This window comes from Streptomyces sp. ISL-96 (assembly GCF_018614035.1).
Classification (GTDB): domain Bacteria; phylum Actinomycetota; class Actinomycetes; order Streptomycetales; family Streptomycetaceae; genus Streptomyces.
In genome coordinates, this window is sequence record NZ_JAGGPA010000020.1 from 189,061 (window position 1) to 215,510 (window position 26,450).

Annotated in this window: 17 protein-coding genes; 7 read left to right on the forward strand and 10 right to left on the reverse strand. The window is 69.0% G+C overall.

All coding sequences use genetic code 11. The annotated features are described in order from the left end of the window. Positions 1-41: 41 nt before the first annotated feature. Complete coding sequence (locus J7E96_RS14050; RefSeq protein ID WP_215131373.1) at positions 42-1,703, forward strand: peptidase M23; 1,662 nt, start codon at positions 42-44, stop codon at positions 1,701-1,703. Between the two features lie 111 nt (positions 1,704-1,814). On the opposite strand, the gene J7E96_RS14055 is transcribed toward J7E96_RS14050, so the two are convergent. Beyond that, positions 1,815-2,858: an alpha/beta hydrolase family protein gene (locus J7E96_RS14055; RefSeq protein ID WP_215131375.1), complete on the reverse strand. Its 1,044-nt coding sequence runs from the start codon at positions 2,856-2,858 to the stop codon at positions 1,815-1,817. A gap of 73 nt (positions 2,859-2,931) precedes the next feature. Further along, entirely contained in the window at positions 2,932-5,394 is a 2,463-nt protein-coding gene (locus J7E96_RS14060; RefSeq protein WP_215131062.1) for a penicillin acylase family protein, read from the reverse strand. Between the two features lie 234 nt (positions 5,395-5,628). Between J7E96_RS14060 and J7E96_RS14065 the strand changes: the two genes are divergently transcribed. From J7E96_RS14065 to J7E96_RS38770, 5 genes are all read left to right on the forward strand, one after another. Then, positions 5,629-7,152, forward strand: coding sequence for a peptidoglycan DD-metalloendopeptidase family protein (locus J7E96_RS14065; RefSeq protein WP_215131065.1), 1,524 nt, complete (start codon positions 5,629-5,631; stop codon positions 7,150-7,152). Between the two features lie 17 nt (positions 7,153-7,169). Continuing rightward, positions 7,170-9,200: a family 43 glycosylhydrolase gene (locus J7E96_RS14070; protein ID WP_215131067.1), complete on the forward strand. Its 2,031-nt coding sequence runs from the start codon at positions 7,170-7,172 to the stop codon at positions 9,198-9,200. Between the two features lie 245 nt (positions 9,201-9,445). Then, positions 9,446-10,255, forward strand: coding sequence for a serine/threonine protein kinase (locus J7E96_RS14075; RefSeq protein WP_215131069.1), 810 nt, complete (start codon positions 9,446-9,448; stop codon positions 10,253-10,255). After that, entirely contained in the window at positions 10,252-11,655 is a 1,404-nt protein-coding gene (locus J7E96_RS14080; protein WP_215131071.1) for a serine/threonine-protein kinase, read from the forward strand. Before J7E96_RS14075 ends, J7E96_RS14080 begins: the two co-directional genes overlap by 4 nt. 206 nt (positions 11,656-11,861) lie before the next feature. Beyond that, positions 11,862-12,182: an HNH endonuclease gene (locus J7E96_RS38770; RefSeq protein ID WP_374196673.1), complete on the forward strand. Its 321-nt coding sequence runs from the start codon at positions 11,862-11,864 to the stop codon at positions 12,180-12,182. 249 nt (positions 12,183-12,431) lie between these two features. On the opposite strand, the gene sbnA is transcribed toward J7E96_RS38770, so the two are convergent. From sbnA to J7E96_RS14120, 8 genes are all read right to left on the reverse strand, one after another. Then, positions 12,432-13,433: a 2,3-diaminopropionate biosynthesis protein SbnA gene (sbnA, locus tag J7E96_RS14085; RefSeq protein ID WP_215131073.1), complete on the reverse strand. Its 1,002-nt coding sequence runs from the start codon at positions 13,431-13,433 to the stop codon at positions 12,432-12,434. 147 nt (positions 13,434-13,580) lie between these two features. After that, a complete protein-coding gene (gene sbnB / locus J7E96_RS14090) occupies positions 13,581-14,651 on the reverse strand; it encodes a 2,3-diaminopropionate biosynthesis protein SbnB (protein ID WP_215131075.1) in 1,071 nt (356 codons plus the stop codon). After that, on the reverse strand, positions 14,648-15,652 hold the full coding sequence (locus tag J7E96_RS14095; protein ID WP_215131077.1) for a TauD/TfdA family dioxygenase: 1,005 nt from the start codon (positions 15,650-15,652) through the stop codon (positions 14,648-14,650). Before J7E96_RS14095 ends, sbnB begins: the two co-directional genes overlap by 4 nt. A 26-nt stretch (positions 15,653-15,678) precedes the next feature. Continuing rightward, positions 15,679-18,978: an amino acid adenylation domain-containing protein gene (locus J7E96_RS14100; protein WP_215131079.1), complete on the reverse strand. Its 3,300-nt coding sequence runs from the start codon at positions 18,976-18,978 to the stop codon at positions 15,679-15,681. Between the two features lie 17 nt (positions 18,979-18,995). Continuing rightward, positions 18,996-21,524, reverse strand: a complete 2,529-nt coding sequence (locus J7E96_RS14105; RefSeq protein WP_215131081.1) for a Pls/PosA family non-ribosomal peptide synthetase — start codon at positions 21,522-21,524, stop codon at positions 18,996-18,998. Between the two features lie 139 nt (positions 21,525-21,663). Continuing rightward, positions 21,664-23,184, reverse strand: a complete 1,521-nt coding sequence (locus J7E96_RS14110) for a glutamate synthase subunit beta (protein ID WP_215131083.1) — start codon at positions 23,182-23,184, stop codon at positions 21,664-21,666. Between the two features lie 304 nt (positions 23,185-23,488). Continuing rightward, complete coding sequence (locus J7E96_RS14115) at positions 23,489-24,232, reverse strand: 4'-phosphopantetheinyl transferase superfamily protein (RefSeq protein WP_308295944.1); 744 nt, start codon at positions 24,230-24,232, stop codon at positions 23,489-23,491. 252 nt (positions 24,233-24,484) lie between these two features. After that, positions 24,485-25,408 carry a hypothetical protein gene (locus tag J7E96_RS14120; protein ID WP_215131086.1) on the reverse strand — a complete coding sequence of 308 codons (924 nt, stop codon included), beginning with the start codon at positions 25,406-25,408 and terminating at the stop codon, positions 24,485-24,487. A gap of 308 nt (positions 25,409-25,716) precedes the next feature. Between J7E96_RS14120 and J7E96_RS14125 the strand changes: the two genes are divergently transcribed. Next, complete coding sequence (locus J7E96_RS14125; RefSeq protein WP_215131088.1) at positions 25,717-26,445, forward strand: sugar transferase; 729 nt, start codon at positions 25,717-25,719, stop codon at positions 26,443-26,445. Positions 26,446-26,450 lie beyond the last annotated feature (5 nt).

Here is a 26,450-nt window from a genome sequence, read left to right on the forward strand (position 1 = left end):
TCGGCCGCCAACGACCGGAGTTCTCGACGGAGGGGCACACTATGGAAAGACCCGGTTTATACCGCGTATTGACCAGACTGGCCTGGGTGGCCGGTATCTGGGCGCTGGTCATCGGGATGACCGCCTCGGTCGCCGTCGCCCGACCCGGCCCTGATCCGCGGCCGGGCGACGACCGGTACGGCGTCTCCCGGTACTTCAGTGGTCCACAAGGCTTGGCCATTCCGACCGCCCCGTGTGATCCGGCCGGTCCCTCGGTCACCGACGGCATCATGGCCGACCAGCTCAACCCGCAGCTCAATGCGAAGATGGCCGGCTATCTCAACGCGTACAAGATGTCCTGCGCGCGGATGGTCACACAGGCGGTGAAGGACCGCGGGCTCAGCCCGAAGGCGGCGGCGATCGCCATCGCCACGATCATCGTGGAAACCAGTATGAACAACTACTCCCAGGCCGTTGACCACACCAGCATCGGGCTGTTCCAGCAGCAGGGCTGGTGGGGCAGTCGCGAGCAGCGCCTGGACCCGGCCTACGCCACCAACGCCTTCTTCAACGCGGCGGACGAGGTGTATCCGGGCGGCTCGTGGAACCACGCGCCGATCGGCGAGGTGTGCTGGCGCGTGCAGCAACCGCGAGAGGACTTGCGCCACCTGTACGGGATCGAGGCGGGCGACGCCACACTGATCGCCAACGCCCTGTGGGCCGGTACGAGCAGCGGTCCCAAGCACCCGTACGGTTCCGGCCGGGTCGTGTCCGGGCGGTCCGCGGACGGACGCCTCGAGGCGTTCGCCGCCGGCTCCGACGGCGTGTACCACTCGTGGCAGACCGCGGTGAACGGCGCGTGGTCCCCGTGGCGGCTCGCGGGCGGTCCGCGCAACGCCCAGCTGGCGGTGGCGTCCAACGCGGACGGCCGACTGGAGGTGTTCGCGCTTTCGGACAGTACGTTCGATCACATGTGGCAGACCGGGCCCAGTGCCGGGTGGTCCGCCTGGGAGAACTTCGGCACCGGGGGGCACCGACTGGCGGCGGGCAACAACGCCGATGGCCGGATCGAAGTGTTCGCCTCCAACGCCGAAGGGGTGTTCCACCGCTGGCAGACCGCGCCCAGCGGCGGATGGGCGGGCTGGGAAGGCACCCGCGGCGGCCCGGTCAACGCGCGACTCGCCATGGAGAACGCGCCCGATGGACGGCTCGAGGTCTTCGCGCTGTCCGACTCGACGTTCGAGCACCTCAACCAGACCGGTGTCAACGGCGGTTGGTCCTCCTGGGAGAACTTCGGCACCGGAGGACGTGCCGTCACCGCCAGCTACAACCAGGACGGCAGACTCGAGGTGTTCGCCTCCAACGCCGAGGGAGTGTTCCATCGCTGGCAGACCAGCCCGACCTCATGGTCGGCGTGGGCCGACACCGGCGGGATCCCCCAGGCCGAGCTGGCCACGTCGCGGACGGTTGACGGGCGGGTGGAAGTGTTCGCGATCAACGGCACCACCGCGAGCCATGCCTGGCAGACCGGCCCGAACGCGGGGTTCTCGCAGTGGGAGAACTTTGGTGGCGGCGGCACGTCGGTCGGGGCGAGCAACAACGCCGACGGCCGCATCGAAGTGTTCGGCACCAGCCACGCCGGTGTCTATCACCGATGGCAGACCGGCTTCGCCATCTGGTCGGAATGGGCCTGGCTGAACGATGCCGGCCCCGCGATCACCTAGCCGTCGTCGTGGCTGGGGCCCCGATCCGGGAATGAAAGCTCCGGAACGCGCTCCCGCCGTCGTCCCGCAGACCGCGCCAGCGGCGGGCGGGACGACGGCGGGCCCTTGCCGTCAGGCGGCGAATTCCCTTTCCAGCCTGGGGATCAGGTCCCGCAGGTCCTGTTCCCAGCAGCCTGCGTTGTGGCCGCCGTTGCACTGGGTGCCCCATCCGGCCCCGTCACCGTAGTTGACGTAGTAGTAGGACATGCGCAGAGCGTCCATGGCGGCCTTGACATTCTTGGCCGCGCCCGCGACCCAGAACTCCGGCTCGAGGGGCGAGCCGCCTCCGTCGCCCACGTAGACGGAGACCTTCACTCCGCCCTTGGCCAGTCTGTCCATGTGCTGTGACGGGTCGACCTCGTTCCAGCGCCAGTCCGCGTTGAACACCGGGTAGGGCGAACCGAACGCGGCGTCACTGTCCACAGCGGGCTTGTAGGAAGAGTTCTTGGGGTCGCAGAATCCGGACGCCGAGCCGCAGGCCGCGCCCTCCGCGTCGATGAGGGTGGCGACGACGGCCAGCCGGAGGTCCATGGACCTGGCCGACATGTCGATGTCTCCTGACAGGGACGCGGTGTGGCTGAACAGGTCGGGACGGACCTGGGCGTAGCGGAAGGCGCCGAAGCCGCCCATGGAGATGCCGGCGATGGCCCTGGCCTTCTTGGTGGCGATGGTCCGCAGATTCGCGTCGATGAACGGAACCACCTGCTTGAGGTGGAAGTTCTCCCAGTTCTGGGCACCGGCCGCGGTCTTCTGGTTGAGCCAGTTGGCGTACCAGCCCCGAGCGCCGCCGTCCGGGATGACGGTGATCATCTGATCGGACATCGACAGCGCCGGATACGTCTGCTGAACCGGATCGTCAGGCGAACCGTGCAGGAAGTACAGCACCGGGTAGCGCCGGTCCGGAGCGTCGTAGTAGCCGCTCGGCAGAATTATCTTGATGTGTTGCTCCCCCGCGACCTCGGGTGTGGTCACGGTCAGGTAGAAGTTGGTGGCACTTCCTGTCGCCGCGCCGACCTGGGTCAGGCCGAAGCCGTTCGCCATCGGCGGCGGCCTGGTGTCTCCGTCGGCGGCCTGTACCGAACCCGTCGGCGCGACCACGGCCACGGCGGCGAGCATCCACGCCACCGCCAGTCGGCGCCAATGTGCTCTTCTTGTCACTGCGTTCCCCTTTGTGAGGTTGTCTGCATTCTCAGTTCAAAACCTTGGTCCGCAATTCCGGTGAAGCCGCGATCTGGTCCTCCGTGAACCGCTCGGTCACCCACGTGCCGGCCGAGAACAACTTGGTCTGGTCGGCGTAGTGCGGCGAATTCGGGTTGGCCGACTGGGAGTAGGCCATGACGGAGGACGCCTGCGGCGGACCGTCGGCGGTGAACCGCACCTGTTGGACGAAGCTGGATCCGTAGAGGATGTCCAGTTTTCCGTCGACCTGGCCGGGAGTGATCACGTTCAGCACACCGAGTTGGCTGATCGAGCCGTGGATCGGGATCTGCTCACCGCCGCGGATGACCTTCTGGATGTCCGACAGTGGGGCGTTGAGTGGAATGCCCGCCTTGCGCAGTGCCAGCACGGCTCGACCGAATGCCTCGCGGACGGCGGAGCTGCCGGAGTCGAGCGAATTGGGCGTGTGCACCGGGTCCTTGGCATCGAAAGGCACCCGCCACGGCAGCTTTTCCACCCCCTGGCCATTGAGCAGGAGGGACCAATAGTTCGCAAAGAGCCAGGACCCCCGGCTGTCCGCCGTGTAGTCGTGGCTCTTCCAGGCCGCCAGGATCGGACATGCCTCGCTCACGTTGACCAGGTTGCCGTCCACCAGGATGAGCCCGAACGGAGCGTTCTGACACATCGTCACCGTGGCGTTGAGGGCCAGGTCGGCCGCCCTGCTGTTGTCGGCGAACAGCAATTTCCCCATGGTCTCCGGTGTGAAGCCCTTGCCCGGCAGACCGTCGGTGCCGCTGATGCGGTTCTGCGCGGTCAGGATGAGCTCCTGGGTACGCAGGGACCGGGGCGCCGAGGCGTCACCCATCACCCGCGGGAAAGCCAGCGGCTGCTCGGGATTGGCCAGCCAGGCGCTGTCGTTGGCGTTGCCCACGAAGTCGGACCGGATCAGGCGCGGTTGCTTGTGCGGGTCCAGCAGGCCAGGCGCGGCCGCGTTCGGGTCCTCGGGCCAGTCGCACGCGCTGCGTTTGCCGTCGAGGATGGAGATCGGTGGCACATTCGGCAGCCGCAGTGACTGGTTGAACAGCAGCTGACCGGTCTGCGTGAGACATGATCGCGCGTGCTCGTCGGTGATGTTCGGGGTGGCCTGGATGCCCGCGTACAGCGCGTTGCCCTTGCGGTCGGAGGCTACGGTGTTGAAGAAGGGGACGCCCTGCGTGGTCTCCAGGGTGTTCACCACGTCATGGACGTCCGTGGCCTGGTTGAGCCGGAACCAGCTGTTCAGCGCTCGCAGGTTATCCATGTTCACATCGCGTACCGCGTGCGCGCTGACCACCCACGGCAGCGGGACGCCCTGCATCGATGTGGTGATCGGGCCGTAGCGGGTGGACCACAACGTCCGGGTGACCTTGGACAGGGAGCCGTCCGGCTGCCGTACGTCGACCCCGACCCGCTGCGAGGACATCTGCTCCCAGGCGCCGTCCACCAGGTATTTGGTGGGGTTCAGCGGATCCACCTGTACGTCGAACAGCCCGAACGGGGCCACCGTGGCGATCGTATGGCTCCAGGCTACGTTCTCGTTGTAGCCGATGTTGACCGCGGGGAATCCCAGGAGACTGGCCCCGGAGACGTTGGTCTTGCCCGGGATCGTCAGCTGGCTCTGCCACATCCGGTTCTTGCCCTGCCATGGGAAGTGCGGGTTGGCCAGCAGCATGCTGGTGCCACCGGACACACCCTGTGAGCCGACCGCCAACGCGTTGCTGCCCATGCTCTGTTCACGGCTCACCGCCATCGCGTCGCGGATCTTCGCGGCGGTCTTCGCGGGTGAGGACGCCGGTTGCGCCGTGGGCGAGGCCCCCGGGGGTGCGGCGTTCACCTGGCCGTCCAGCAGCGCGTCGGCGCTGCCCATGATGATCTCGGCATGCGCGTGGCGGTAGACGTCCAGCTCCGTGATGGGCCGCACCCAGGCCGCACCGCGGCAGGCCGGGTCGGTGATGTTGTTCACGCCGGTCTCGGTCAGGTACCTGTTGTATCCCTGGACATAGCCGCGAATGGCTTCCTTGACCTCCGGCTCCGGTCCGTCGGGAGCGGGCTTCTCGAGGAGCCGCTCCACCACCCCGTTGTCCTTGATGCGCTGGAAGTACAGGTCGCTGTTGAGGTTGGTGGTGGTGTTCTGGTTCTGGCCGGGACTTGCCCTGCCGTCGGGCCCCAGGTGGCGGGACCTCTGGGCGGTGACCATCAGATAGGTGTCGGCCAGGGTGCAGATGTTGTCCTTGGCCGCCGCGTATCCGTAGCCCGTTCCCAGCCCCTCCCAGTTCGAGGCGATGATGTGCGGAATTCCGTACTCGGTGTAGCGGATCATCGGCTTGTCAGGGCCCGGTCCGTCGTCGGCGGCCACGCCTGTGGCCGCCGACCCGGTGGCCGCCAGCGAGCTCATCACCACCACAGCGGCCATGACCGCCATCGGCAGCCTCGCTCTGTATCTCCTGCGTGCCATCGCAGTCCTTCCCCCTGTCGTACGGGCCGTCGTCTGAACGCGGCCACGGTAAGGAGAACCGATGAAATCTCGATGACCAGCGACAACGGGCGGCTAGTCAACGTGATCGCGCCTGTCAGTCCGTAACCTTCCGGGGTCTTTCGGGGCCGCGCTGTTGCTAGCTTCCGTACCGCCCGTCCGCACGACCCCAACCGTCCATCCCACTCACCCCGACTGCCAAGGGGAGGAGGACTCGTGCTTCCAGGGCTTTCCCGACACGCACTGACCTGGGTTCTCGCATTGACAGCCGCCCTGCTGCTACCGACGCTGCTGCCCGCGACTCCGGCCGCGGCCGCCCGGACCACCGCCGTCGCCGCCACCGCGGCCTGCCCGGCCACCGGTATGGTCTCCCAGCACTTCCACAGCCGCCACAACGGCGTCGACATCGCCAGCGCCGTCGGAACGCCGATCTACGCCGTCGGCGACGGCGAGGTGACCATCTCCGGGTACACCGGCGACTACGGCCAGTGGATCCGGATCCTGCACCCCGACGGGAGGATCTCCGAATACGGGCACATGGTGCGGCGGGACGTCTCCGTCGGCGACCGCGTCGCGGCCGGCCAGCAGATCGCCCTGATGGGCTCCGAGGGGAACTCCACCGGCCCCCACCTGCATCTGCGGATCTGGGGGGACCGGTCCACCTCCTACGGCATCGACCCCGAGGTCTACCTCGCGGAGCGCGGCGTGATCCTGCCCTGCACCCCGGGCACCGGCCCGCGGCCCAAACCGCCGGTGTATCCATCGGAGTCGGGCCGGGTCGTGTCGGCCCGGTCGGCGGACGGGCGTCTTGAGGTGTTCGCCGCCGCAGCCGACGGCATTCACCACGCCTGGCAGCAGGAGGTCAACGGGAACTGGTCGGAATGGGAATCGCTCGGCGGGCCCGGCAACGCCGAACTCGCCCTCGCGCCGAACGCCGACGGCCGCTTGGAACTGCTCGCCATCAACGGGAGCACCTTCCAGCACCGCTGGCAGTCGAGCCCGGCCGGCGGCTGGTCGGGATGGGAGTCCTTTGGCCTTGGCGGCCGGGACACCGCGGCCGGCGTCAACGCCGACGGCCGCATCGAGGTCTACGCCTCGGGCCCGGCCGGGCTCTTCCACCGGTATCAAGTCACCCCGAACGGCGGCTGGTCGGAATGGGAGTCCGCAGGCGGTGGCCCCGCCGACAGCCGGGTGGAGATGGGGAAGACACCCGACGGACGCCTGGAGGTCTTCGCTCTCAGCGGCGCCACCTTCCAGCACCGGTACCAGAGCGCCCCCAACGGCGGCTGGTCCTCGTGGACCGGATTCGGCGAAGGCGGCCGGGACCTAACGGTCGACCACAACGCCGACGGCCGCCTGGAGGTCTTCGCCTCCGGCCCGGTCGGCGTCTTCCACAGGTACCAAACCAGCCCGTCCAGTTGGTCGGAGTGGAAACCGGTGGGCGGCCCCGCCGACTCGCAGCTCACCAGTGAGCGCACCCCCGACGGCCGCGTCGAAGTCTTCGCCATGAACGGCACCACCGCCATGCACATCTGGCAGACCGCCGTGAACGCCCCTTACAGCGACTGGGCGTCCTTCGGCACCGGCGGCACCGAGGTCACCACCGCCGCCAACGCCGACGGCCGCATCGAGGTCTTCGGTACCAGCAACACCGGCACCTTCCACAAATGGCAGACCGGCTTCGCCACCTGGTCCGGCTGGATCTGGCTCAACAACTCCGCCGGCCCCGCGGTCGACTGACCCCTGTGAAGGAACTCATGCTTCCGATCAGCAGACGGAGCCTGCTGCGCGGTGCGGCCGCCGCCGGCGCCCTCCCGTTCCTGGGCGCCGGCCCGGCCGGCGCCGCGGCCCCCGAGGACGCCCCGCCCCCTCAACGGGTCGGCGCGGGACCCTTCACGTACGTCTACGACCCGTCCACCTCCGCGGGCCCCCGCTATCTCAACGACCACACGCTGATCGAGGCGCAGGGCCGTTGGCACCTGTTCGGCATCGTCGGCAACAGCGCGCCGCGCGGCGAATCCCCGGACAGCGCGGAGGAGATCTCCTTCGCCCACGCCTCCGCGCCGAGCCCGCACGGGCCGTGGACCAGCCATCCCGACGCCCTCACCGTCGACCCGTCCTACTTCGGTGAGGAACACCTGTGGGCGCCCCACGTCGTCGAGGCGGGCGGCAGGTTCTGGATGTTCTACGCCGCGGGCGGCGCGAAGGGCGCGGCAGTCAACCTCGCCACGTCGACCGACCTGTTCACCTGGACCCGCGAGCCGTCCGGCCCGCTGTTCCGGGGCCTCGCGGCGCGTGACCCGATGGTGCTGCGATCCGGCGGCGAGTGGGTCATGTACTACACCGAACTCTCTGGCCGGGGCGGCCACCATGTCGTGGCCTGCCGGCGTTCCGCCGACCTGCTGCACTGGAGCGACCCGGGCGTCGCGTTCACCGACGCGAGCACGGACGCGACCGTCTCGGTCACCGAGTCGCCGTACGTCGTCGAACGAGACGGCTGGTACTACCTGTTCATCGGCCCGCGCAACGGCTACGAGGGCACCGACGTCCTCGCGTCGCGGGACCCGTTCCGTTTCGAGCTCGCCGGATACGCGGGGCATGTGCCCGGTCACGCCGTCGAGGTGGTCCACGACGGGGAGAGCTGGTACGCCAGCGCCGCGGGCTGGTTCCGCAACGGGCTGTACATGGCGCCCCTGACCTGGCAGGACACGCCACCGCCGTGGCAGAGCCCCGACAACCCGGTGGCCGGTCTCGACGTGGACGACCGCTTGACAGTGTTCGCACTCGACGCCACCGACCGCGCGATGCTGCGGCGTGTCCAGATCGACCCGCACACGGACAGCTGGTCGGAGTGGGAGCCCTTCGGGGGGCCCGCCGGTGCGGTTCCCACGCTCGGCCACACCACCGACAACAGGCTCGAGGTGTTCTCGCTCGCCCCGGGCGGCGTCAACCTGCACCACCGGGTGCAGCGGCCGGACGGAGGCTGGTACGACTGGGAGGAGTTCGGCGGCCCGGCCGGTGCCGCCCCCGCCGTCGCCCGCGACGCCAAAGGCCGGCTGGAGGTCTTCGCTCTGAGCCCCGGTGGCGCCTCCGTCGCGCGGCGACGGCAGAGGTCGGCCGGATCCCGGGCCTGGGACTCGTGGGAGCCTGGATTCGGCGGGGCGGCGGGCGCGCCACCGGTGGTCGCGGCGAACGCCGACGGCCGGCTGGAGGTCTTCACCCTCGCCCCCGGCGGCTCGGGCATCGACCACCGCTGGCAGGAAGCGCCGGGCGGCCCCTGGACCGCGTCATGGCACCGGTTCGGCACCGCGGCCGGCGCCGCGCCCCGGGTGGCCAGGGACGGCAGCGGCCGGCTCACCGTCGCCGCGATCGGACCGTCGGGCGTGGGCACCTTCGTCCGGCGGCAGACCGTGCCGAGCGGCGGCTGGGGCGAGTGGCTGCCGCTGTTCGGCTGGAGCGCCGCCGCCCCGGCGTTCGCCGTCAACGCCGACGGCCGGCTGGAGGCGTTCTCCCTGACACCCGGCGGCGCCCGGCTCGGCCACCGCTGGCAGGTCGCCCCCGGCGGGGACACGCACCCCGGCGCGGAGTCCGGCGAGCCCGGCGTCCGGCTCGTCGCCACGCCCACGGCGGCGCCCGACGCCGCCGGGCGGCTGCACGTTTTCGCGGTCACCGCCGCGGGCCGGATGCGAACCCGCGTCCAGGCCCGGCCCAATGGCGGGTGGCAGCCGTGGACGGCCTTCGGAGACCGCACGGTCGCGCCCCTGGTGTCGGGAAGCCCCACCCTGTGAGCAGAGCGTGCGAATCTCGCCAAGTGCACGGGGCTTCGGCGGTTCATCAGCGCCGCCGCTCCCCCTGACCGGCGCTCCTGCCCTCCCCGTTCCGTGACTTTCCCCACTGTGCGCGGTCGGGAACGAGGTATCCACGGCCCCGGGCGGCCGACTGCGGTGATTGGCCGAAGTACGCCGGTGAATGCCCCTCAGAGATGAGTATCGTTCCGCTGGTCGAACAAGCGACGCGGGGAACGGGGGCAGCGGTGAGCGGCGTAATCGTCCATCTGCCACAGGGAAGCGGTGGCGCCGATGGCGGCGAACCGCACGATGACGCGGTGACGTTGAGGCTGGGCCCCGGCGAGAGCGCCCGCTTCGGACGGGGTTCCACAGCGATTCCCGTCGAACTGCGCCTCGACGACCCGGCGATCTCCCGGCTCGCCGGGGAGATCCGGGTGACCGAGGACCACTGGCAGCTGACCAACCACAGCACCACCCACAGCTATCTCGTGGAGAACCCGGAGGGAGCGGGGGAATACCTGAGGGTTCCGCCGCGACGGGTCGGGGCGTCGATCCCGTTCGAGTTCTCACGCGTCGTGCTGCCCACACGCGGAGAGGTCACGATCTCCTTCCAGGTGTTCGCTCCCGACCACGTCTACCTGGACCCGGAGGCCATGGGTGCCCCCTGGGGCAGCAACACGGTCACCGCGTACTCCTTGGACGAGACCGCCACGTACTTCCTCGTCCTGGTCGCGCTCTGCGAACCGCGCCTGCGCGACCAGTCGCGCGTGGCGGTCCCCACCACTCCCCAGATCGTCGAGCGGCTCAGGGGGCACCTCGCCTGTGGCGAGCTGACCGCTCGCGCGGTCAGCTCCCACATCGACTACCTCGCCGAGGAGAAGCTGCGCATCGGCGTCCCGGACGCCCACGAACCCGGCAAGGGCGACCGCCGCAACGGCAAGCGGGAGGAGATCGTCGGGCTGGCGCTGCGGTTCGGACTCGTACGGGAGGAGCACCTCGCGCTGTTGCCGCCCCTGGCAGGGGCCGGCGGGCGGAAGCGGCAGACCGCACGATGAGACCGCCGCACGGCCTGGGGGGCACCACGGAATGCGACCGGACGGACCTGCTCCCACCCGGCTATCAGGTCGGAAAATGGGTGGTCACCCAGCTGATCGGTGCCGGGGGGTGGTCCACGGTGTACGCGGCGCGGCCCGCCGGCGGACACCCGGACCAGACCGGCGGGACCACCAAGCCCCCGGGCCCCACCGACGTCGCGCTCAAAATCATGCCGACCGCCGGGCTCGCGCCGCGCCAGGCGCGCAGGATCGTGGAATCCGCCCACCGCGAGGTCGAACTCGGGCGCAGGGCCGGCCATCCCCGACTGATCGACCTGCTGGAGTCGTTCGTTCTCGCCGCACCCGACCGCCCCGCCCTGGATGGCGCGATCGTGCTGATCATGGAACGGGCCGTCGGCAGCCTGCGAGAATTGATCGACGCGGGGGTGCCCGACGCCGATCGCGGCCGGCTGATCGCGGGCATCTGCGAGGGACTCGCCCATCTCCACCGGACGGGTTGGGTCCACGCGGACCTCAAGCCGGAGAACGTCCTGTTGGGCAGCGACCGCTCCGTGAAGCTCTCGGACTTCGGTCTGGCCACCGAGCTGACGGGGACACACGGGTACGCGCCTCCCATGGGCACCCTGGACTACTTCCCGCCCGAGCGTTGGAGGGCGCCCCTCGGCGAACTCGGCGTGCGGGTCCGGCCGACTGCGGACATCTGGGCGCTGGGCATCGTCATCCACGAGGTGTTCGCGTCCGGCGGCTCACCGTTCGCCGGGGCCACACCCGTTGCGCGGGGCGCCGCAGTCCAGGAGTACGGCGAGGGGCGTGCGCCGCTGCGCATGGACCACGCCGTACCGCCGTTCTGGCGCGCGCTGGCCGCCGACTGCCTCGCCCCGACCCACGAGACCCGCGCGCCCCACACCGCCGAGAGCCTGCTCGCCCGCATCGCCGCTCACCAGGAGACACCCGATGCGGGGGCGGGACGGCTGGGTGGCCGGGCCCGCGCCGCCGTCCTGGCCACCGCGCTGTGCGGGATCGTCGGCGCGGCCCTGTGCTCAGACGCGGTACGGGCGACCCCGGGTGCGGGCGCCACGACGCCCCGCACGATCCGGGTGTACAACGCGGAGCGGGGCTGCCAGGAGCGGGCCGACCGGGACCCGCGGTGCAGCTTGGGTCTGGCGGTCGATCCCGTGCAGCCCTACACCGCCGAGAACGTCGTACCGACCAGGGTGTGGCACGGCGACGTTCTCACCGCCGACTGCCAGGCGCCCGACGGGGAGCCCATCATCGACGAGGAGGACCGGCGGTCCACCCGCTGGTTCCGCGTCCGCCTCCCGGCCGGCTCCAAGCCCCCCACGGCCTGGCTCCCCGCCGTACGCACCAAGGAACGCCCGGCGCTGCCGGAGTGCCTCTAGTCCCGTACTTCGCGGGTCGTTGATTCGTATGGCGTTGGTCCGGTTGTGTCGATGACTTCCCGGCCCCCGCGGCAACGCTCCCAGCGCCGGCGTCCTGAGTGCACGGTGACGTCAGTGGTGGAGAAGCGTCCGGGCGCTCTGCCTGTCGCTGCCGGGTTTCTGCGCCGGCTGGATGTGGCTGGGGTCGTTGACGTCTCCCGGCTGCACTGGGACATGACCAGCATGTCCGCCCGTGGCGCCTTCCCTGTCGAGGACCAGGACGAGCAGTACCCGTTCATCGGCCCGACCTCACCGAGAACTTGCTGTGCCTCTGCCCGAACTGCCACGTCCGCTTCGACGGCGGAGCATACGTCCTGACCGAGGACCTCACGATCGTCGACACCGTCAAGGACTGCCTTGGAGCCGAGCTCAAACGCCATCAGTGGCACTACATAAATTCCGACCACGTTCGCCACCACCGCCACCACTGGACCAGCCGCAACCCCGCACCTCTCACGGCCCTGCCCTCGGAACAGCAAAGCAACTGAGACCGCTGGTCGGGTCCCCCTCCCAAGATTCGGACCATACCCGGGCCATCTCCTGCCCGTATCCCTCCACACAGCGCATTTGTACTGGTCAGAGCGATGCAGACGGTGTACCACCAGCAGACGAAGAACCTGCTGGTGAGCTACTCCCCGAAGAAGCTCGGCTTCTTCTGAGAGGCGGCGGAGAAGGGCGCCTGACTTGGGCCGATGCCGGTCTGGTGCCCTTGCCGGCCAGGCGGCTGCGGCGCCCCGTCAGCGGGGGTGGGTGTCGGCAGTCCGGGAACCGACCGGCGGCTCGTCGGAGTCGAGCATGTCCTGGCCGTAGAGGGCCTGCAGCCAGTTGCTCTGGTAGATGGTGTCGAGGTATCGCTCCCCCAGGTCGGGGGCGATGGCCACCGCGGTGAGGTCACGGGTGTCGTGCTGGTTCAGCCACCCCATCGCGCCGCTGACCACCGTGCCGGTGGAGCCGCCGAACAGGAATCCGTGTCTGGCCAGACGACGGCAGGCGCGGATGGTGTTCACCTCTTCGACATGGATGACCTCGTCCACGTAGGACTCGTCGAGCAGCGGTGGACGCATGCTCATGCCCAGTCCGGGGATCATCCGGCGGCCGGGGGGACCGCCGAAGGACACGGAGCCGGCACTGTCGAGTGCGACGATCCGCACTGGACGGTGCCACTCCCGGAAGTAACGGGCGCAGCCCATCAGGGTGCCCGTGGTGCCGGCCCCGACGAACAGTACGTCCAGACGCGGGAATGCGCGGGCGATCTCCGGTGCCGTCCTGCGGTAGTGCGCCTTCCAGTTGCTCGGATTGGTGTACTGGCTGAGCCACACGTACCGCTCGTCGGAGTCGCACAGCGCCCGGACGTAGTCGATCCGCGCGCCGAGGAAGCCGCCGTGGGGGTTCTGGGTGGAGATGATGTGGACCTGGCTGCCCAGCGCTTCCATCATCAGTCTCGTCGCCAGGTTGCAGCGGGAGTCAGTCACGCACAGAAACCGGTAGCCCTTGCTCGCGGCGATAACGCTCAGCGCCACGCCCAGGTTCCCGGACGAAGATTCGACGATGATGGACTCGGGCGTCAGGACGCCGTCCCATTCGGCGGTCTCGACCATCTCGATCGCGGTCTTCAGTTTGATCGAGCCGGCGAAGTTGAAGCCCTCGCACTTCAGGAAGAGCGAGGTCCTGAAGATCGGCCGGAGGTCGACGTAGAGGTCCTCTTCATTGAAGGCCTGGGGAACGGATATGACTGGCACGATGGCCTCCTGATCTGCGGCGGAGCAGTCTTGGCCGCCTGTTGGTGGCAGTCCTGCGGCTCCGTGACCGACGGGCTTGTCGGGGACCGGTGGTTCATGGGATTCCTCTTGGTGCGCCAGGGCTGGGAAGAAGGGGCGCTCGGCTGCTCATCCGTAACGCCGCAGTTCGTGGAAGAAGTCGTCGACGACGTGCAGCGCTCCCGAGCGGGCCACCTCGTCGTAGACGCACTTGCCCAGCGCCAGATCGAGAATCCCGAGGCCGAAGGGCGAGAACACGACCGGCTGGTCCCTCGGGACCGTCACCCGTCCGGCCATCACGTCGTCCAGCGTGCCGTGCAGGAAGTTCCGGTTGCCCGTGAGCTGCTCGGCCAGGTGGGGTGAGGTGTTGGCCTTGAGACAGTGCTCGACGTCGTCGACGATGTTGAATGAGGCGAGGATGATCTCCGGTGCCAGGTCGCGCAGCGACACGTGCAGCACCAACGGGTTGTGCTCGAACCACGCCAGGTCGCTGACGTGCGGCTGCGAGGCGACGGTGGCGAAGACCACCAGGTCGCTGTAGCGGATCAGCTCTTCGGCGCTGTCGTGCACGGTGATGCGGCCGGTGGTCTGCGACTGCTCCAGGTAGCAGCGGAGTCCGGCCGCGCTGTCGGCCGACACGTCGTACACACCGACCTCGTCCAACGACCAGCCGGTGGCCGCGAGGAAGTCGTAGATGTAGCGGGCGATAAGGCCCGCCCCCACGAACCCGACGCGGGTCGGACGCGGTCGGCCGGTGCTGAGCCACTGGGCCGCCAGGGCCGCCGAGGAGGCCGTTCTGGTGGCACTGATGATGGAGCCTTCCAGGCAGGCGAAGGGGTAGCCGGTGGCAGGGTCGTTGAGGATCAGCACCGCCGAGGCCCTCGGGATGCCGGCCGCCACGTTCTCCGGGAAGCTGGAGATCCACTTCAGGCCGTCCACCCGCATCGGCTCCCCGATCGAGGCGGGCAGCGCGATGATCCGGGAGGACGGGCGGTCGGGGAACCGCAGAAAGTAGGACGGCGGGTTCACGCACTCACCGGCGCTGTGCAGCCGGTACGTGGCCTCCACCAGCTCCACGATCTGTTTCTCGCGCCCCCGCAGCACGCCCTCGACCTGGGCACCGGAGATGACGGCGAACGTCGGCGCGCCGACCGGCTCGCGGGGGATCAATTCCATCGCGGGGGAACGCCTGGCAGTCATCGCGTGGTCACCTCCACGGTCGGCGAGCAGTCGGCCAGGCGCACCGGGTCGGCCATCCCGACGAGCACCTCGCGGGGTCCCTCGTAGGCCTCCCTGCTGTGCGCGGTGCGGACGTTGTCGACGAGCATCAGATCGCCGGCCTGCCACGGCTCGCGTACGGTGTTGTCCTCGTAGATCTTGTTGAGCAGTTGCACGACGGCTTCGCCGATGGGATCTCCGCCGCCGAACCGGGTGTTGAACGGCAGACCGTCGGCGCCGTAGACGTCCACCAGGTACTCGCGCACCTCGGGGGCCATCGTCCACTCGTTGAGGAACGCGATCTGGTTGAACCAGCAGCGTGCGCCGGTGACCGGGTGGCGCACCACAGCGCTGCGGCGCTGCCTGGTGTGCAGGGCCCCGTCCGGCTGCCAGTCGAACTCGATCGCGTTGGCGCGGCAGTAGCTCTCGACGGCGCCGCGGTCCTCGGTGCCGAACGCCTCGGCCACGGATGCCCCGATCTCGTCGTTGTAGCTGCGGGTGAGCAGCCAGCCCTCCCGCTCGAACCGCTTGGTCAGCTCGCCGGGCAGCGACTGCAGTACGGCCGACGAGTCGGCCACCGCGGTCGCCCCGCCCTCGGTGGGCGCGCCGAGGCACGCGAACAGCATCAGGCCGGGGAACTCGAGGGCGTAGCTCAGTTCGTGGTGCATGCACATCGGCTGGTTCGGCGGCCACTTGGCCGAGGAGTACACGCCGGGCGCGTAGTTCCGCCGGGGCGCGAAGGCCTCCTTCTCGGGCATCAGGCCCTTGGCCAGCCGTCGGAAGACTGTGCCGGTCCCGTCCGCGTCGCGCAGCCCGAGGCCGCGTACCAGGACCGCACCGTGCTCGGCGACGGAGGCGTGCAGGGCGTCCCCGTGTTCGGCCGCCCAGTGGGCCGGGTCGCCCACGGTCCCGGTCCTCAGCAGCGGGGGTCTGCCGGGGCCCAGGTCGAGCGCGAGCGGTGACGCCGGGAATGAGATCGACATCTCGTTCTCCTTTCGACTCGCGTCGGTCACATACAGGAAGTCGGTTGTTCGGCGGCGCGCAGCACGGCCTTCGCCGCTTCCGCCGGGCGAGTGCGCGGAAAGTGGTGACCGCCGTTGGCGAGCTCGTGCAGTTCGACGTGGTCGGCCAGCAGTTGCCAGTCGAGGTACCGCTCCCGGAAGCCCGCGGTGATCGGGTCGTCGGCGGCCACGACCACCGTGACCGGTGCGGACAGTTTCACCGCCGGCGGGCTGTCCAGGGCGTCCGCGAAATAGCGGTGGGCGGAAACAACGTCGTGCCGGTAGGCGGCGGCGACGCGCTCGGCCTGCCCGGCATCAAGCCCACCGAGCCCGGGGTAGCGGCTGTCCGCGCTCAGCTCGGCGGCGATCCGGTTGTCGCTCCGCCCGGTCAGCTCGGTTACGGCCGCACGCCGGGCGGCCGCGTCACCGAGCAGCTGCGCCGCGACGAACACCCGCTGGACGCCGGCCCCGCGCTCCTCAAGCCTCTTCGCCGTCTCCAAAGCCGGCGCGGCACCCGAGGACTGGCCCCACAGCAGGATCTCTGTGAGGCCGAGGCGGGCGATCTCGGCGCTGACCTCCTCGACCAGTTGCGCCTGCGATGCGAAGGGTCCGCCGTCGGCGGTCACGTCGTGACCCGGCGGCTCGACGGCGTACACCGCCGGTCCGCTGCCCTGCAGGGCCCTGGCCATCGGCTCGAAGCTCACCGCGCCGCCGCCGGCGTCGGGGAAGCAGACGAGGGCGCCGGTCCGGGCACCGTCCGGTTCCGACAGGGGCTGCAGGAGCCCGGAGGACCGCTCGCATCCGCCGTCGAGCAGCCGGGCCAGGTCGGCGAGCACCGGGTGTCGTGCGACGTCCTTGAGGGACACCGCACGGTCCAGGGCGACTGCCAGCTTCACCGCCGACAACGATGTGCCGCCCAGGTCGAAGAAGTGGTCCAGCCGTCCGATCCGGTGCTGCGGGATGCCGAGCACCTTCGCCCAGGCGGCCGCCAGCCGCTGTTCGGCCGGCGTCATCGGCTCGGCCGTGGTCATCGGCGCACCACGGTCCTCGCCGGCTGTGTCGAGTTCGGCGGCCAGCGCCGTCAGGGTCTTCCGGTCGGTCTTGCCGTTGGCGGTCACCGGCAGGTCTTCCCGCCAGTGGACGGCCGACGGGACCATGTACGCGGGCAGCGACTCGCCCAGCCGGTCCAGCAGGACGCCGGTGTCGAGCGGCCGCGGGCCGGTGCAGAAGGCCACCAGGTGCGTGCTGCGGTCGGGCCGCTCGGCGACGACCACCGCACCGTCGCGGACACCGGGCACCCGCAGCAGGGTGTTCTCGATCTCGCCGATCTCGATCCGGAAGCCGCGGATCTTGACCTGGCTGTCCCGGCGGCCGAGGAAGTCCAGTTTGCCGCCGGGCAGCCAGCGGCCGTAGTCGCCGCCCCGGTAGAGGCGCCGACCGGCGCCGTGCGGATCGGTCATGAAGGCCTGCCGGGTGCGCTCGGGGTCGTTGACGTACCCGCGGCCGACGCAGACGCCGGAGAAGACGATCGCGCCGGGGGCGCCGAGCGGCACCGGTGACAGGTGCTCGTCGACGACGTAGACACGCACGTTGTTGACGCACCGGCCGAGCGGCACCCGCTCGGTGTCCGGAACCCGGTCCATGACCTCGTGGTTGGTGTCGTCCGAGGTTTCGGTCAGCCCGTAGGCGTTGACCAGCCGGATCCCCGGTGCGGCAGCGAACCAGCGCTGCGCGAGCGGCTTCTTGAGCGCCTCGCCGGTGGCCGATACGTATCGCAGGTCCGGCAGTTCCCGGGGGCGCTGCTCCAGGCAGGACAGTACGACGTCGAGGTAGGACGGCACGACCTGAAGGACCGTGACCCGGCCGTCGGCGATCCTGTCCACGAACCGCTGGACGTCCAGGATCACCTCCTGCTCGACCAGCAGGGTCCGCCCTCCCACCACGAGCGCGGAGAGCAGCTGCCACAGCGATATGTCGAAGCACTGGGGTGCGGTCTGGGCGACCACCTGGCCCTCGCCGATCTCCAGGTCGTCGATCTTGGCGTAGAGGTGGTTGAGCATGCCGGCGTGTTCGCACATCGCGCCCTTGGGCTCGCCGGTGGAGCCTGAGGTGAAGTAGATGTACGCCGCCTGGTCCGCTGCCACGCGGACGCCGAGGTCGGCGCCGGCATGGGCCTCGGCGTAGACCTCGTCGACGTAGAGCTTCCGCACTCCGGGCGGCGAGCCGGGGGACGGCGAGCCCAAGGACGGCCGGCGGAGGGCCTGGTCGAGCGTGGCGGTGCTGCCGCGTTCGGTCAGCACGAGCGCGCATCCGGCGCGGGACAGTGTGGCCGCGATGCGCTCGGCCGGGAAGTGCGGCTCGATGGGCAGGTACACCCCGCCGGCCTTGAGGACGGCGAGGACGGCGGCCAGCCAGTCCAGGTTGCGCTCGGTCACCACGGCGACGACACCTTCGCGGCGCAACCCCCTGGCCAGCAGGGCCCGTCCGAGCCGGTTGGCTCGTTCGTTGAGCTCCCGGTACGTCCACTGGCGCTCGCCGTGCATGGCCGCGACGGCCTGCGGGTGGGCCCGTACCCGCTCCTCGAACAGTTCGTGAATCCTGCGGTCCGGCAGGTCCCGGTGCGGCCCGGCCAGTCCTTCGGTCTGGAACCGGAGCTCCTCGGCGGAGAGCAGGCTCTGCCGCCGGTGCCCCGCGTCCGGATCGGCGGCGATCAACGCGAGCGCGGTGAGGTGGTAGCCGGCGATCCGGCCGGCGGTGTCCGCGTCCAGCGCGTCGGTGCGGTACCGCAACCGCAGTGCGAGCCTCTCGCCGTCTCGCGACACCCCCAGCCCCAGTACGACGTCTCCGGGCAGGTCGCCGTCGCCGTCGACCGGATCGAACACCGCCTCGGTCGACGGTCCTGCCAGGCGCAGCTCGTGCCTGAGGTCGTCGACCGGGAAGTCCTTGTGCGCCAGCATGTGCGACTCGGCCCGGCGGGTCCGTACCAGCAGTTCCCGCCACGAGTCCGGTGCGGTCGTGAGCCGGCAGGGCAGCGGCGGGGCGCCCCCGACGGCGACGTAGCCCGTGCTGACCTCGAGGTCGCCGGACAGCGCCGCGAGCACCTTGGCGTGCGCGGCGAGCACCACCGAGGTGACCGGCATCGCCAGATCCTCGGCGAGCCGGTGCAACGCCGCCGCGACGTCGTCCGGGACCGTCGTCTCGTACGTGGCGATCCCCGGCACCGGATCCGGCGCCCAACGCGGGAGCGCGGTGGATCCACCGGCGGTGAGCACACCGCTCCAGAAATTCCGGCCGGCCTCGGTCCGCATGCCCGTTCTCCCTCCGCTCACCGTCGCCGCGTCGCGGGATCGTCGTGGCCATCGCGCGACTCCACGGCGGGATTTCCGCTCCACCGAGCGTGTCGCGGCACGTCCTCGCCCTTCATCAGGAAGGAGTCGGCGGCGAGCACCGCGCCGTCGCCCATCGTCACGCCGTAGTGGACGAGGGCACCGACACCGACGGTGCAGCCCGCGCCGACCGCGCTGTGGTCGGACTTGAAGGTGCCGTCCTCCTGCGAATGGCACTGGATTTTGCTCCCGGCGTTGAGCGTGCAGTCGCTTCCGATGGTGGTGAGCGTCCGCTCCGTCACATAACAGCCGTCGTCGAACACCCTGTTGCCGATCCGTACTCCGAGCGACCGCCAGATCACGTTCTTGAAGGGGGTTCCGTTGAATATGTTCAGGTAGTGGTCGGGAACCTTCCACAGGCGTTCGTGCCACCAGAAGTAAGGGTCGTAGATCGAGCACAACCGGGGTTTCAGCGGGCGGAATCCGGTGATGGCGCGCTCCAGCAGGATGAAGTAGGCCGCGGTGGACAGGAGGCCGAGGACCAGCGACACGGCTATCACCAGCTGCCCGAATACGCCGTACAGGTCGACGGCGGCGAGACCGATCAACGTGAGGAAGAAGAAGTGAAGCCACCGTATGAAGAGGCCCAAGCCCATGGTGCGGATGTTGTAGCGGTTCTTCGCGGCGAGGTTCCGGCGCAGGTTTTCTCCGGTCCGCAGATGGTCGAACCGGGAATCGCGTTCCACCGAGCGGGGAATTTCGAAGCTCGGGGAGCCGAGAAGTCCGACGCCTTCGCGGATTTCGCCGTCGAGAGGAACCATCACCTTCGTCCCGAGAAGGCAGTTGTCGCCGGTCCTCGCACCCGAGGGATAGGCGATGTGGTTTCCCAGGAAGTTGTGCGGACCGATCGACGCCCGGGACACGCGGAATGACGTGCTGGAGAATTCCGCGTTCATGATGGAAAGCCCGTCGGCCACCATTGTTCCGCTGCCCACGGAGGCCAGATAGGGGGTCTCGTGGTGCACGTCCGAGCCGAAGTTCGACCCGGTCTGCTCCACCCTCGACAGGTCGTACCCGAGACCGCGCAGATAGTCGACGACGTAGGAGCTGTCCCCGAAGAGCCAGAGGAAGAACTTCACGTTCGTCAGGCGTGTGATCGCCCTGTGCACCGAGTAATGGAGGCCGTACAGCGGATATATCCTGTCGGGCCTCATCACCAGGTTCAGCAGGCGCGGAACGGTGAGCAACGCGGCGAGGCCGACGACGACGAAGCCGAAGAACAGCACGAGGGAGACGATCAGCGCGTCGAGGTAGAGCGCCGGCGACGTGAAGCCCACGGTGCCGGGGGCGAGCACGTCGTCCAGCGCCGGGAGCTCGGTGAGCAACATGTACATGCCGCCAACCGTCAGTGGCACGTACAGCAGGAACAACTGGCCCACGGTGAGCAGGCCGAACCAGGCACGGCGCGCCGTGCCGCAGTGCGTGGGGGCGACCCGCACGTAGTCGACTTCGGTGCGCTGGGCGGGCGATCCGTGCCAGCGCTCGCCGTCCGGGACCCGCTGGCCGACGTACAGCGCCGACGTATGGCCCAGCTGCGCGCCGTCCCCCATTGACGTGTCGATGTCGAGGACGGTCTTCTCGCCGACGAACACGTCCCGGCCCAGGGTGACTCCGCCGGTCTCGATACGTCCGGCGTGTGCGCGGTAGCACAGGAAGTGCGAGTCCTTGCGGATCACCGTACCGGCGCCGATGCTGAGCAGGTCGGTGCAGACCGGGACGGTGGGCGAAAGGATCGTGACGCGCTTGCCGATCCGGGCGCCGAGTGACCGCAGGTACAGCACGTACAGGGGATTGCCGACGAAGAGGATCATCGGGTTGGCGTGGAGCAGAACCTTGACCGTCCAAAAGCGCAGATACGTCAGCCCCCAGACCGGGAATTCACATGCTCTCCACCGGCCGACCAGGATCCATTTGGCGACGACCGGGAAGGCGCACAGGCCCACGAATGCGGCGCCGCCGAAGAGAAGCGAACGCAGGTAGATGCTGAGCGGTCCCGATCCGCCGGAGACCCATCCGTAACCCCGTGCGGTGACGATTCCCGCCAGGCACGAATAGCCGAGGAAAAGCAGCAACTGGGCCGTTCCGCAAAGGACGTACCGCAATGTCCCGGCCGGTTCCACCACCTGGGCCTGCGCCGGAATTGATGATTCCGAAGCGGCGGGGGCGGTTGCCTCAAGTGCCACCGCGAGACTTCGGATCGTCGGGCTCCGGTAAATGTCCTTCATCGAGACCGACGGAAGGTCCGCGCGCTTCCTGACCTTCGCGCAGAAATGAGCCATGACGAGGGAATTTGCCCCCAGGTCGTCGAAGAAGTGGCTGTCTACCGACACCCGTTCGACGCGCACAACCTCCGCCAGCACTTCGGCGAAGTTTTTCTCGGTGTCGGTTACTGGGCCGGCGTATCCGCGCTCGGCACATGCGGATTCATCCGGTGCGGGCGTCAGAACCTCGACAGATTCTTCTTCCATGCGAACCCCTGAAGAGAATTCCTCCGGTCGCGAATCATCATCTCCGAGTCTCCGCCATCCACTGCCGGGCTGCCACTCGAAGCCGATTAACCGTCAAACTCCTTTGCCTACGGAGAGTTGATGAGCGATCAGAGGAGAGTCACGCCGTCAGGGGCCGGTCTGCCGGGAAGACCGGGGCCGGGAGCACCGTGGAGCCGGTCAGGTAGTGGTCGGTGGCCGCCGCCGCGGCCCGCCCCTCCGCGATGGCCCACACCACCAGCGACTGGCCGCGTCCCGCGTCCCCCGCGATGAACACTCCCTTCGCATCGGTGCGCCCGGTCCGCTTGTGCTGCTCCTTGTGCTGCTCCGCCGACGCGGCAGCGAAGGCGGTGTCCCGGGCGAAGTTCCCCCGGCCGTCCAGTGCGAGCCCGAGCTGCTCCATCAGGCCGCTGTCCCGCTCGGGGCCGCGGAACCCGAGGGCGAGCAGCACCAGCTCGGCCGGTATCGTCCGCTCGGTGCCCGGCAGCGGTCTTCTGGACGCCGACTCCACCTCGGTCAGGTGCACCGCGCACACGTGGCCCGCCGATTCCCCTTCGAAACTCAAGGTGGCGCAGGAGAAGACTCTCGGATCCGTGCCGTGGCGCTCCCGGGCCTCGTGATGGGCGTGGGAGATCCGGTGGACCTTCGGGTACACGGGCCACGGCTCGGTCTCGGGCCGGGTGTCGCCCGGCACGGGGTTGATGTCCAGTTGCGTCACGGAGGCCGCACCCTGGCGCAGTGCGGTGCCCAGGCAATCCGATCCGGTGTCCCCGCCGCCGACGATCACCACGTGCCTCCCCTCGGCGGTGAGGGGAGGCGAGGTGCAGCCGCTCTGCCTGGTCCGGTTGGACAGGGTGAGGTAGTCCATCGCCTGATGAATGCCGCGCAGTTCGCGGCCGGGAACAGGCAGTTCTCGCCGCTCCGTTGCGCCGACGGCGACGATCACCGCGTCATGACACGTCCACAGCTCGGTGGCGTCCAGGTCACTGCCGACCCGAACGCCGGTGTGGAACTTCGTGCCCTCGGCCCTCATTTGCTTGATACGGCGGTCCAGCTGCCACTTCTCCATCTTGAAATCGGGAATGCCGTAGCGCAACAGCCCGCCGATGCGGTCTGCGCGCTCGTACACGGCAACGGTGTGGCCGGCCCGGGTGAGCTGCTGAGCTGCCGCCAGTCCGGCCGGTCCCGACCCGATGACGGCCACGACTTTCCCGCTCAGCCGCGGCGGCGGCCGTGGTGGTACGTACCCCCGCTCCCAGGCGTGGTCGGCGATGGCTTGTTCGACGTTCTTGATCGTGACTGGATCGGCGTTGACGGCCAGTACACAAGCGTCCTCGCACGGTGCCGGGCACAGCCGCCCGGTGAACTCGGGAAAGTTGTTGGTCGCATGCAGCCGCTCGGCCGCGGCTCGCCAGTCGCCACGCGCCGCGTACGCGTTCCACTCCGGGATGAGATTCCCCAGCGGGCAGCCGCTGTGACAGAAGGGTATGCCGCAGTCCATACAGCGCCCTGCCTGCTGGGACACGAGAGGGAGCAACGGCTGCCCTGCGTGGACCTCGTTCCAGTCGTTCAGTCGTTCCTCGACGGGGCGTGCCCCGCTGGGCCTGCGCGGGGTCCTGAGGAAGCCGTAAGGATCTGTCATGTGCGCCGCCTCCAGCGCGGTCCGCGATGCGTTACGGCACTTTCACCATTTTACGCGCCCTTCATGGCATCTTCACTCGGTGAGGGGCTGTGAGTTGCATGCAGGGGGCACGTTCCTGTGGCTTTACGAGGGCGGCTAGGACCGAAGCGGAAATATGGGGCGTGGACGGCGGCCGACTGCCAGCCGAAGCCGGCCTGTTACCCCACGTGTGCGCTGTCCCCGCCGACGCGGGGCCGAGGCCGCTTCATCGCCGACGGAACCCTCGCTCTGTGGGGTGGGGCCACGGAGTCGTTCTCGTTCTGCGTCAGGACGAGAGGTGGCCGGGCGAACGGATGGCGAATGCCGCGACGTAGCCCGCCGGCATCGCCACGTCGCCGAGGGTCCATCCCTGCGGCCCGGGCAGGGGCCCAGCACCAACGTAGTCGAGGGCGGGGCTGCGCGAGAGACCGGTTCCGATCCCCTTGAGGTACGACTCTTTGCGCACCCACATCCGGGCGAACGCCAGTGACCTACCGGCGTAAGGCTCAGCCGCCAGCTCCGCGACTTCCACCGCGTGCAGTGAAGGCGAGACCTCCGCGACGACGTCCGCTCGGGCCACTCGCTCCACGTCCACGCCCACCGGCGCTTCGGCGGTCCCGATCAGCACCAGGTCGCCGCTGTGGGACAGTGAGAAGTGCACCCCTCCGCCGTCCACCGCGGGGCGGCCGTGCGCGTCACCGCAAGACGGGCAGTCCTCCCGGATCAGTCGTACCGCACCGGGCGTGATTCCCAGATGGGCGCCGAGCAGCACTCGCAGCGCCACATGGGCCACGACGTAGCACCGGCGATCCGCGCTCCGGCGGAAGCGCGCCGCACGTCGACTCTCTTCTGCGTCAAGGACGTCGGAAGCGAGACGCGCGGCGTCGTCCCACTGACTCAGCGCGTCCACTCTCCACAGAGAGAGCATGCCACCGTGCGCGTCGAGGAGCGCCTGGAGCCTCGATTCCTCGGACCCCATCCCGAAAACAAACCTGGCCGCCGGTGTCATGGTCGCGAACGGCTTGACCACCCACCCAGCCTAACGTCTCCACCGAGGGACGTGCGGGAGCCCGTTGCCGGGCCACGTACTCACCGTTGGTCCGGTGCCACATCCTTGCACCGGACCAATCAGCGCACGGACGCCTGAAAGAGCAGCGTCGACCGCAAGCGTCCTGTTCCGCCGCGCGATCCGGGAACCTGCCAGCAGACCTTGCGAGCAGAGGAGAAGCCAGCGGCACGATGACAGTCCGATCACTTGGTCAGACGCTACTAGGGCCCGGGCTCAGAAGTGCTCGCCGCGGGAGGGGTGTGTCGGCAGCCCCAGCCCGGTGAGCCACAGGTCACCGTGGTCCCCCGCACTGATGTCATGAGCCCGCAGCTCGTCCGGACAGGTGGCCTTGCGGGCACGACACTCTGCGATGGTGAGCTCAGCGATCCGCCGGGGCGCGTCAGGATCGGTCTCCGGCAAGTCGGTACGCCAATACTGGTGTTCATCCAGGGTCTGCCAGCCGCGTTCGCGCATCTGTGCCTGTCGCTCCTGGGTCTGCTCGGTGCCCCGGTCGTGGATACCGACGGCCAGTTCGTGCCCGTGGTCGCCGGGCGTGTACGACACGATCATGTCGCGGCCCCAGTCGCGAGCGGTCCACAGGTTGAAACCGATCCAGTCACCCGGGGCCTGTACGGGGTACTGCTCCACCCACGCGGCGAGCATGAGCTCCAGACCCGTGACCGCATGATCCCAATCTCCCGCGACGATAACCCCGTTGTACGTCCACGACGAAGCTGTACCAGGACCTTCGCGGTCGAGCTGCCATATGTAGGGCAGCTTGTCGAAGTGGTGAGACTCCCCGGGGAAAAGGCCGGGGTGAGTGCGGTCAAAGACCTTCCATTCCTCATCCTCGAACGCGCCGGCGTCGTGCGCCGACAGCTCGGCACGAGTATGGTCGCCGGACAGCAGCAGGACCCGTTCACGAGTGCACCAGCGCACGCTCGGCCCCGCGACGCTGCCGCCGAGCAGGGTGGGGGCGCCGATACGCGCCACGATCGCCTCGTACACGGGACGGAAAGCCTCGCGGCGGGCGAGGCGATCCGCTCCGGCCAGGTAGGCCAGGACGGACACAGACGCCGCACCGACACCTCCCGAGAGGTTGAAGAGCCCTTCCGCTATGTCAGCGGCTTGAGTTGCGGTGTCGCTTGTGCTGGTCATGCGAAGCATCGTTGCAGGCATCACTGACATCCACCCCAGCCCCCGCCAGCAGGCCCAATTGAGGCCACGACGGAGGATCACGGTCCTGACCGCAACAGAGCTCGGAACGACCCGCTAAGCCTGCGACCGGCGCTCCAAGTAGCGGCGTCGTCGCTGGGCGTATCTGGGTATCCCGCCGCGAAAAATTGGGTCCGATTACCGATGATCCTGCCTCGGCGCCACCGCAGACTGCTTGCGTGCCCCCCGAACCCGACCAAACCAGCCCAGAGGGTCCGTCCTGTTCGCTAGATGTTCGCACGCAGCCCCACTTGGACACTCGTCAGGACTCCGCTGCCCCCGATCAAGTCTCTGACGTACGGGTCCACTCGGGGGCCGCCTCGATCGCAGATGCCGATATCCCGCCACGTCTCGACTGCGGCCTTCTTACAGCAAGCAGCCGCCAACTGCTCGGGAAGCGTGTTCTTGACATTGTTGTCGCCCTGCTGGCACTGATCCTGCTGTCGCCGATCGTGCTGGTGGCAGCATGCGCGATCAAGCTGTCTTCCGCGGGGCCGGTCTTTTACCTGCAAGAGCGAGCCGGCCGCGACGGGAAGCCTTTCAGGATGTTCAAGTTTCGTTCGATGTGTCTGGATGCGGAGCGTCAGCGGTCGGCGTATCTGGAACTGAACGAATGCGCCGGTCCCATCTTCAAGATTCGTCACGATCCGAGGGTCACGCCGGTGGGACGCGTTCTTCGCAGGTGGAGCATCGACGAGCTGCCACAATTGCTGAACGTCATACACGGCGAGATGAGTCTCGTCGGCCCGCGCCCTCCTCTTCCGGAGGAGTGTGAGCATTATGGTCCGCGAGGGCGGCAGCGATTGCTTGTGAAGCCCGGTATCACATGCATCTGGCAAGTCAGCGGCCGCTCCGATGTCGAGTTCGCTGAACAGGTGCGGATGGATCTGGACTACATCGCCAACTGGGGCCTCGCGATGGACATCATGCTCCTGGTCAGGACGGTACCGGCCGTGCTCGAGCGCCGAGGCGCCTACTGAGGTTT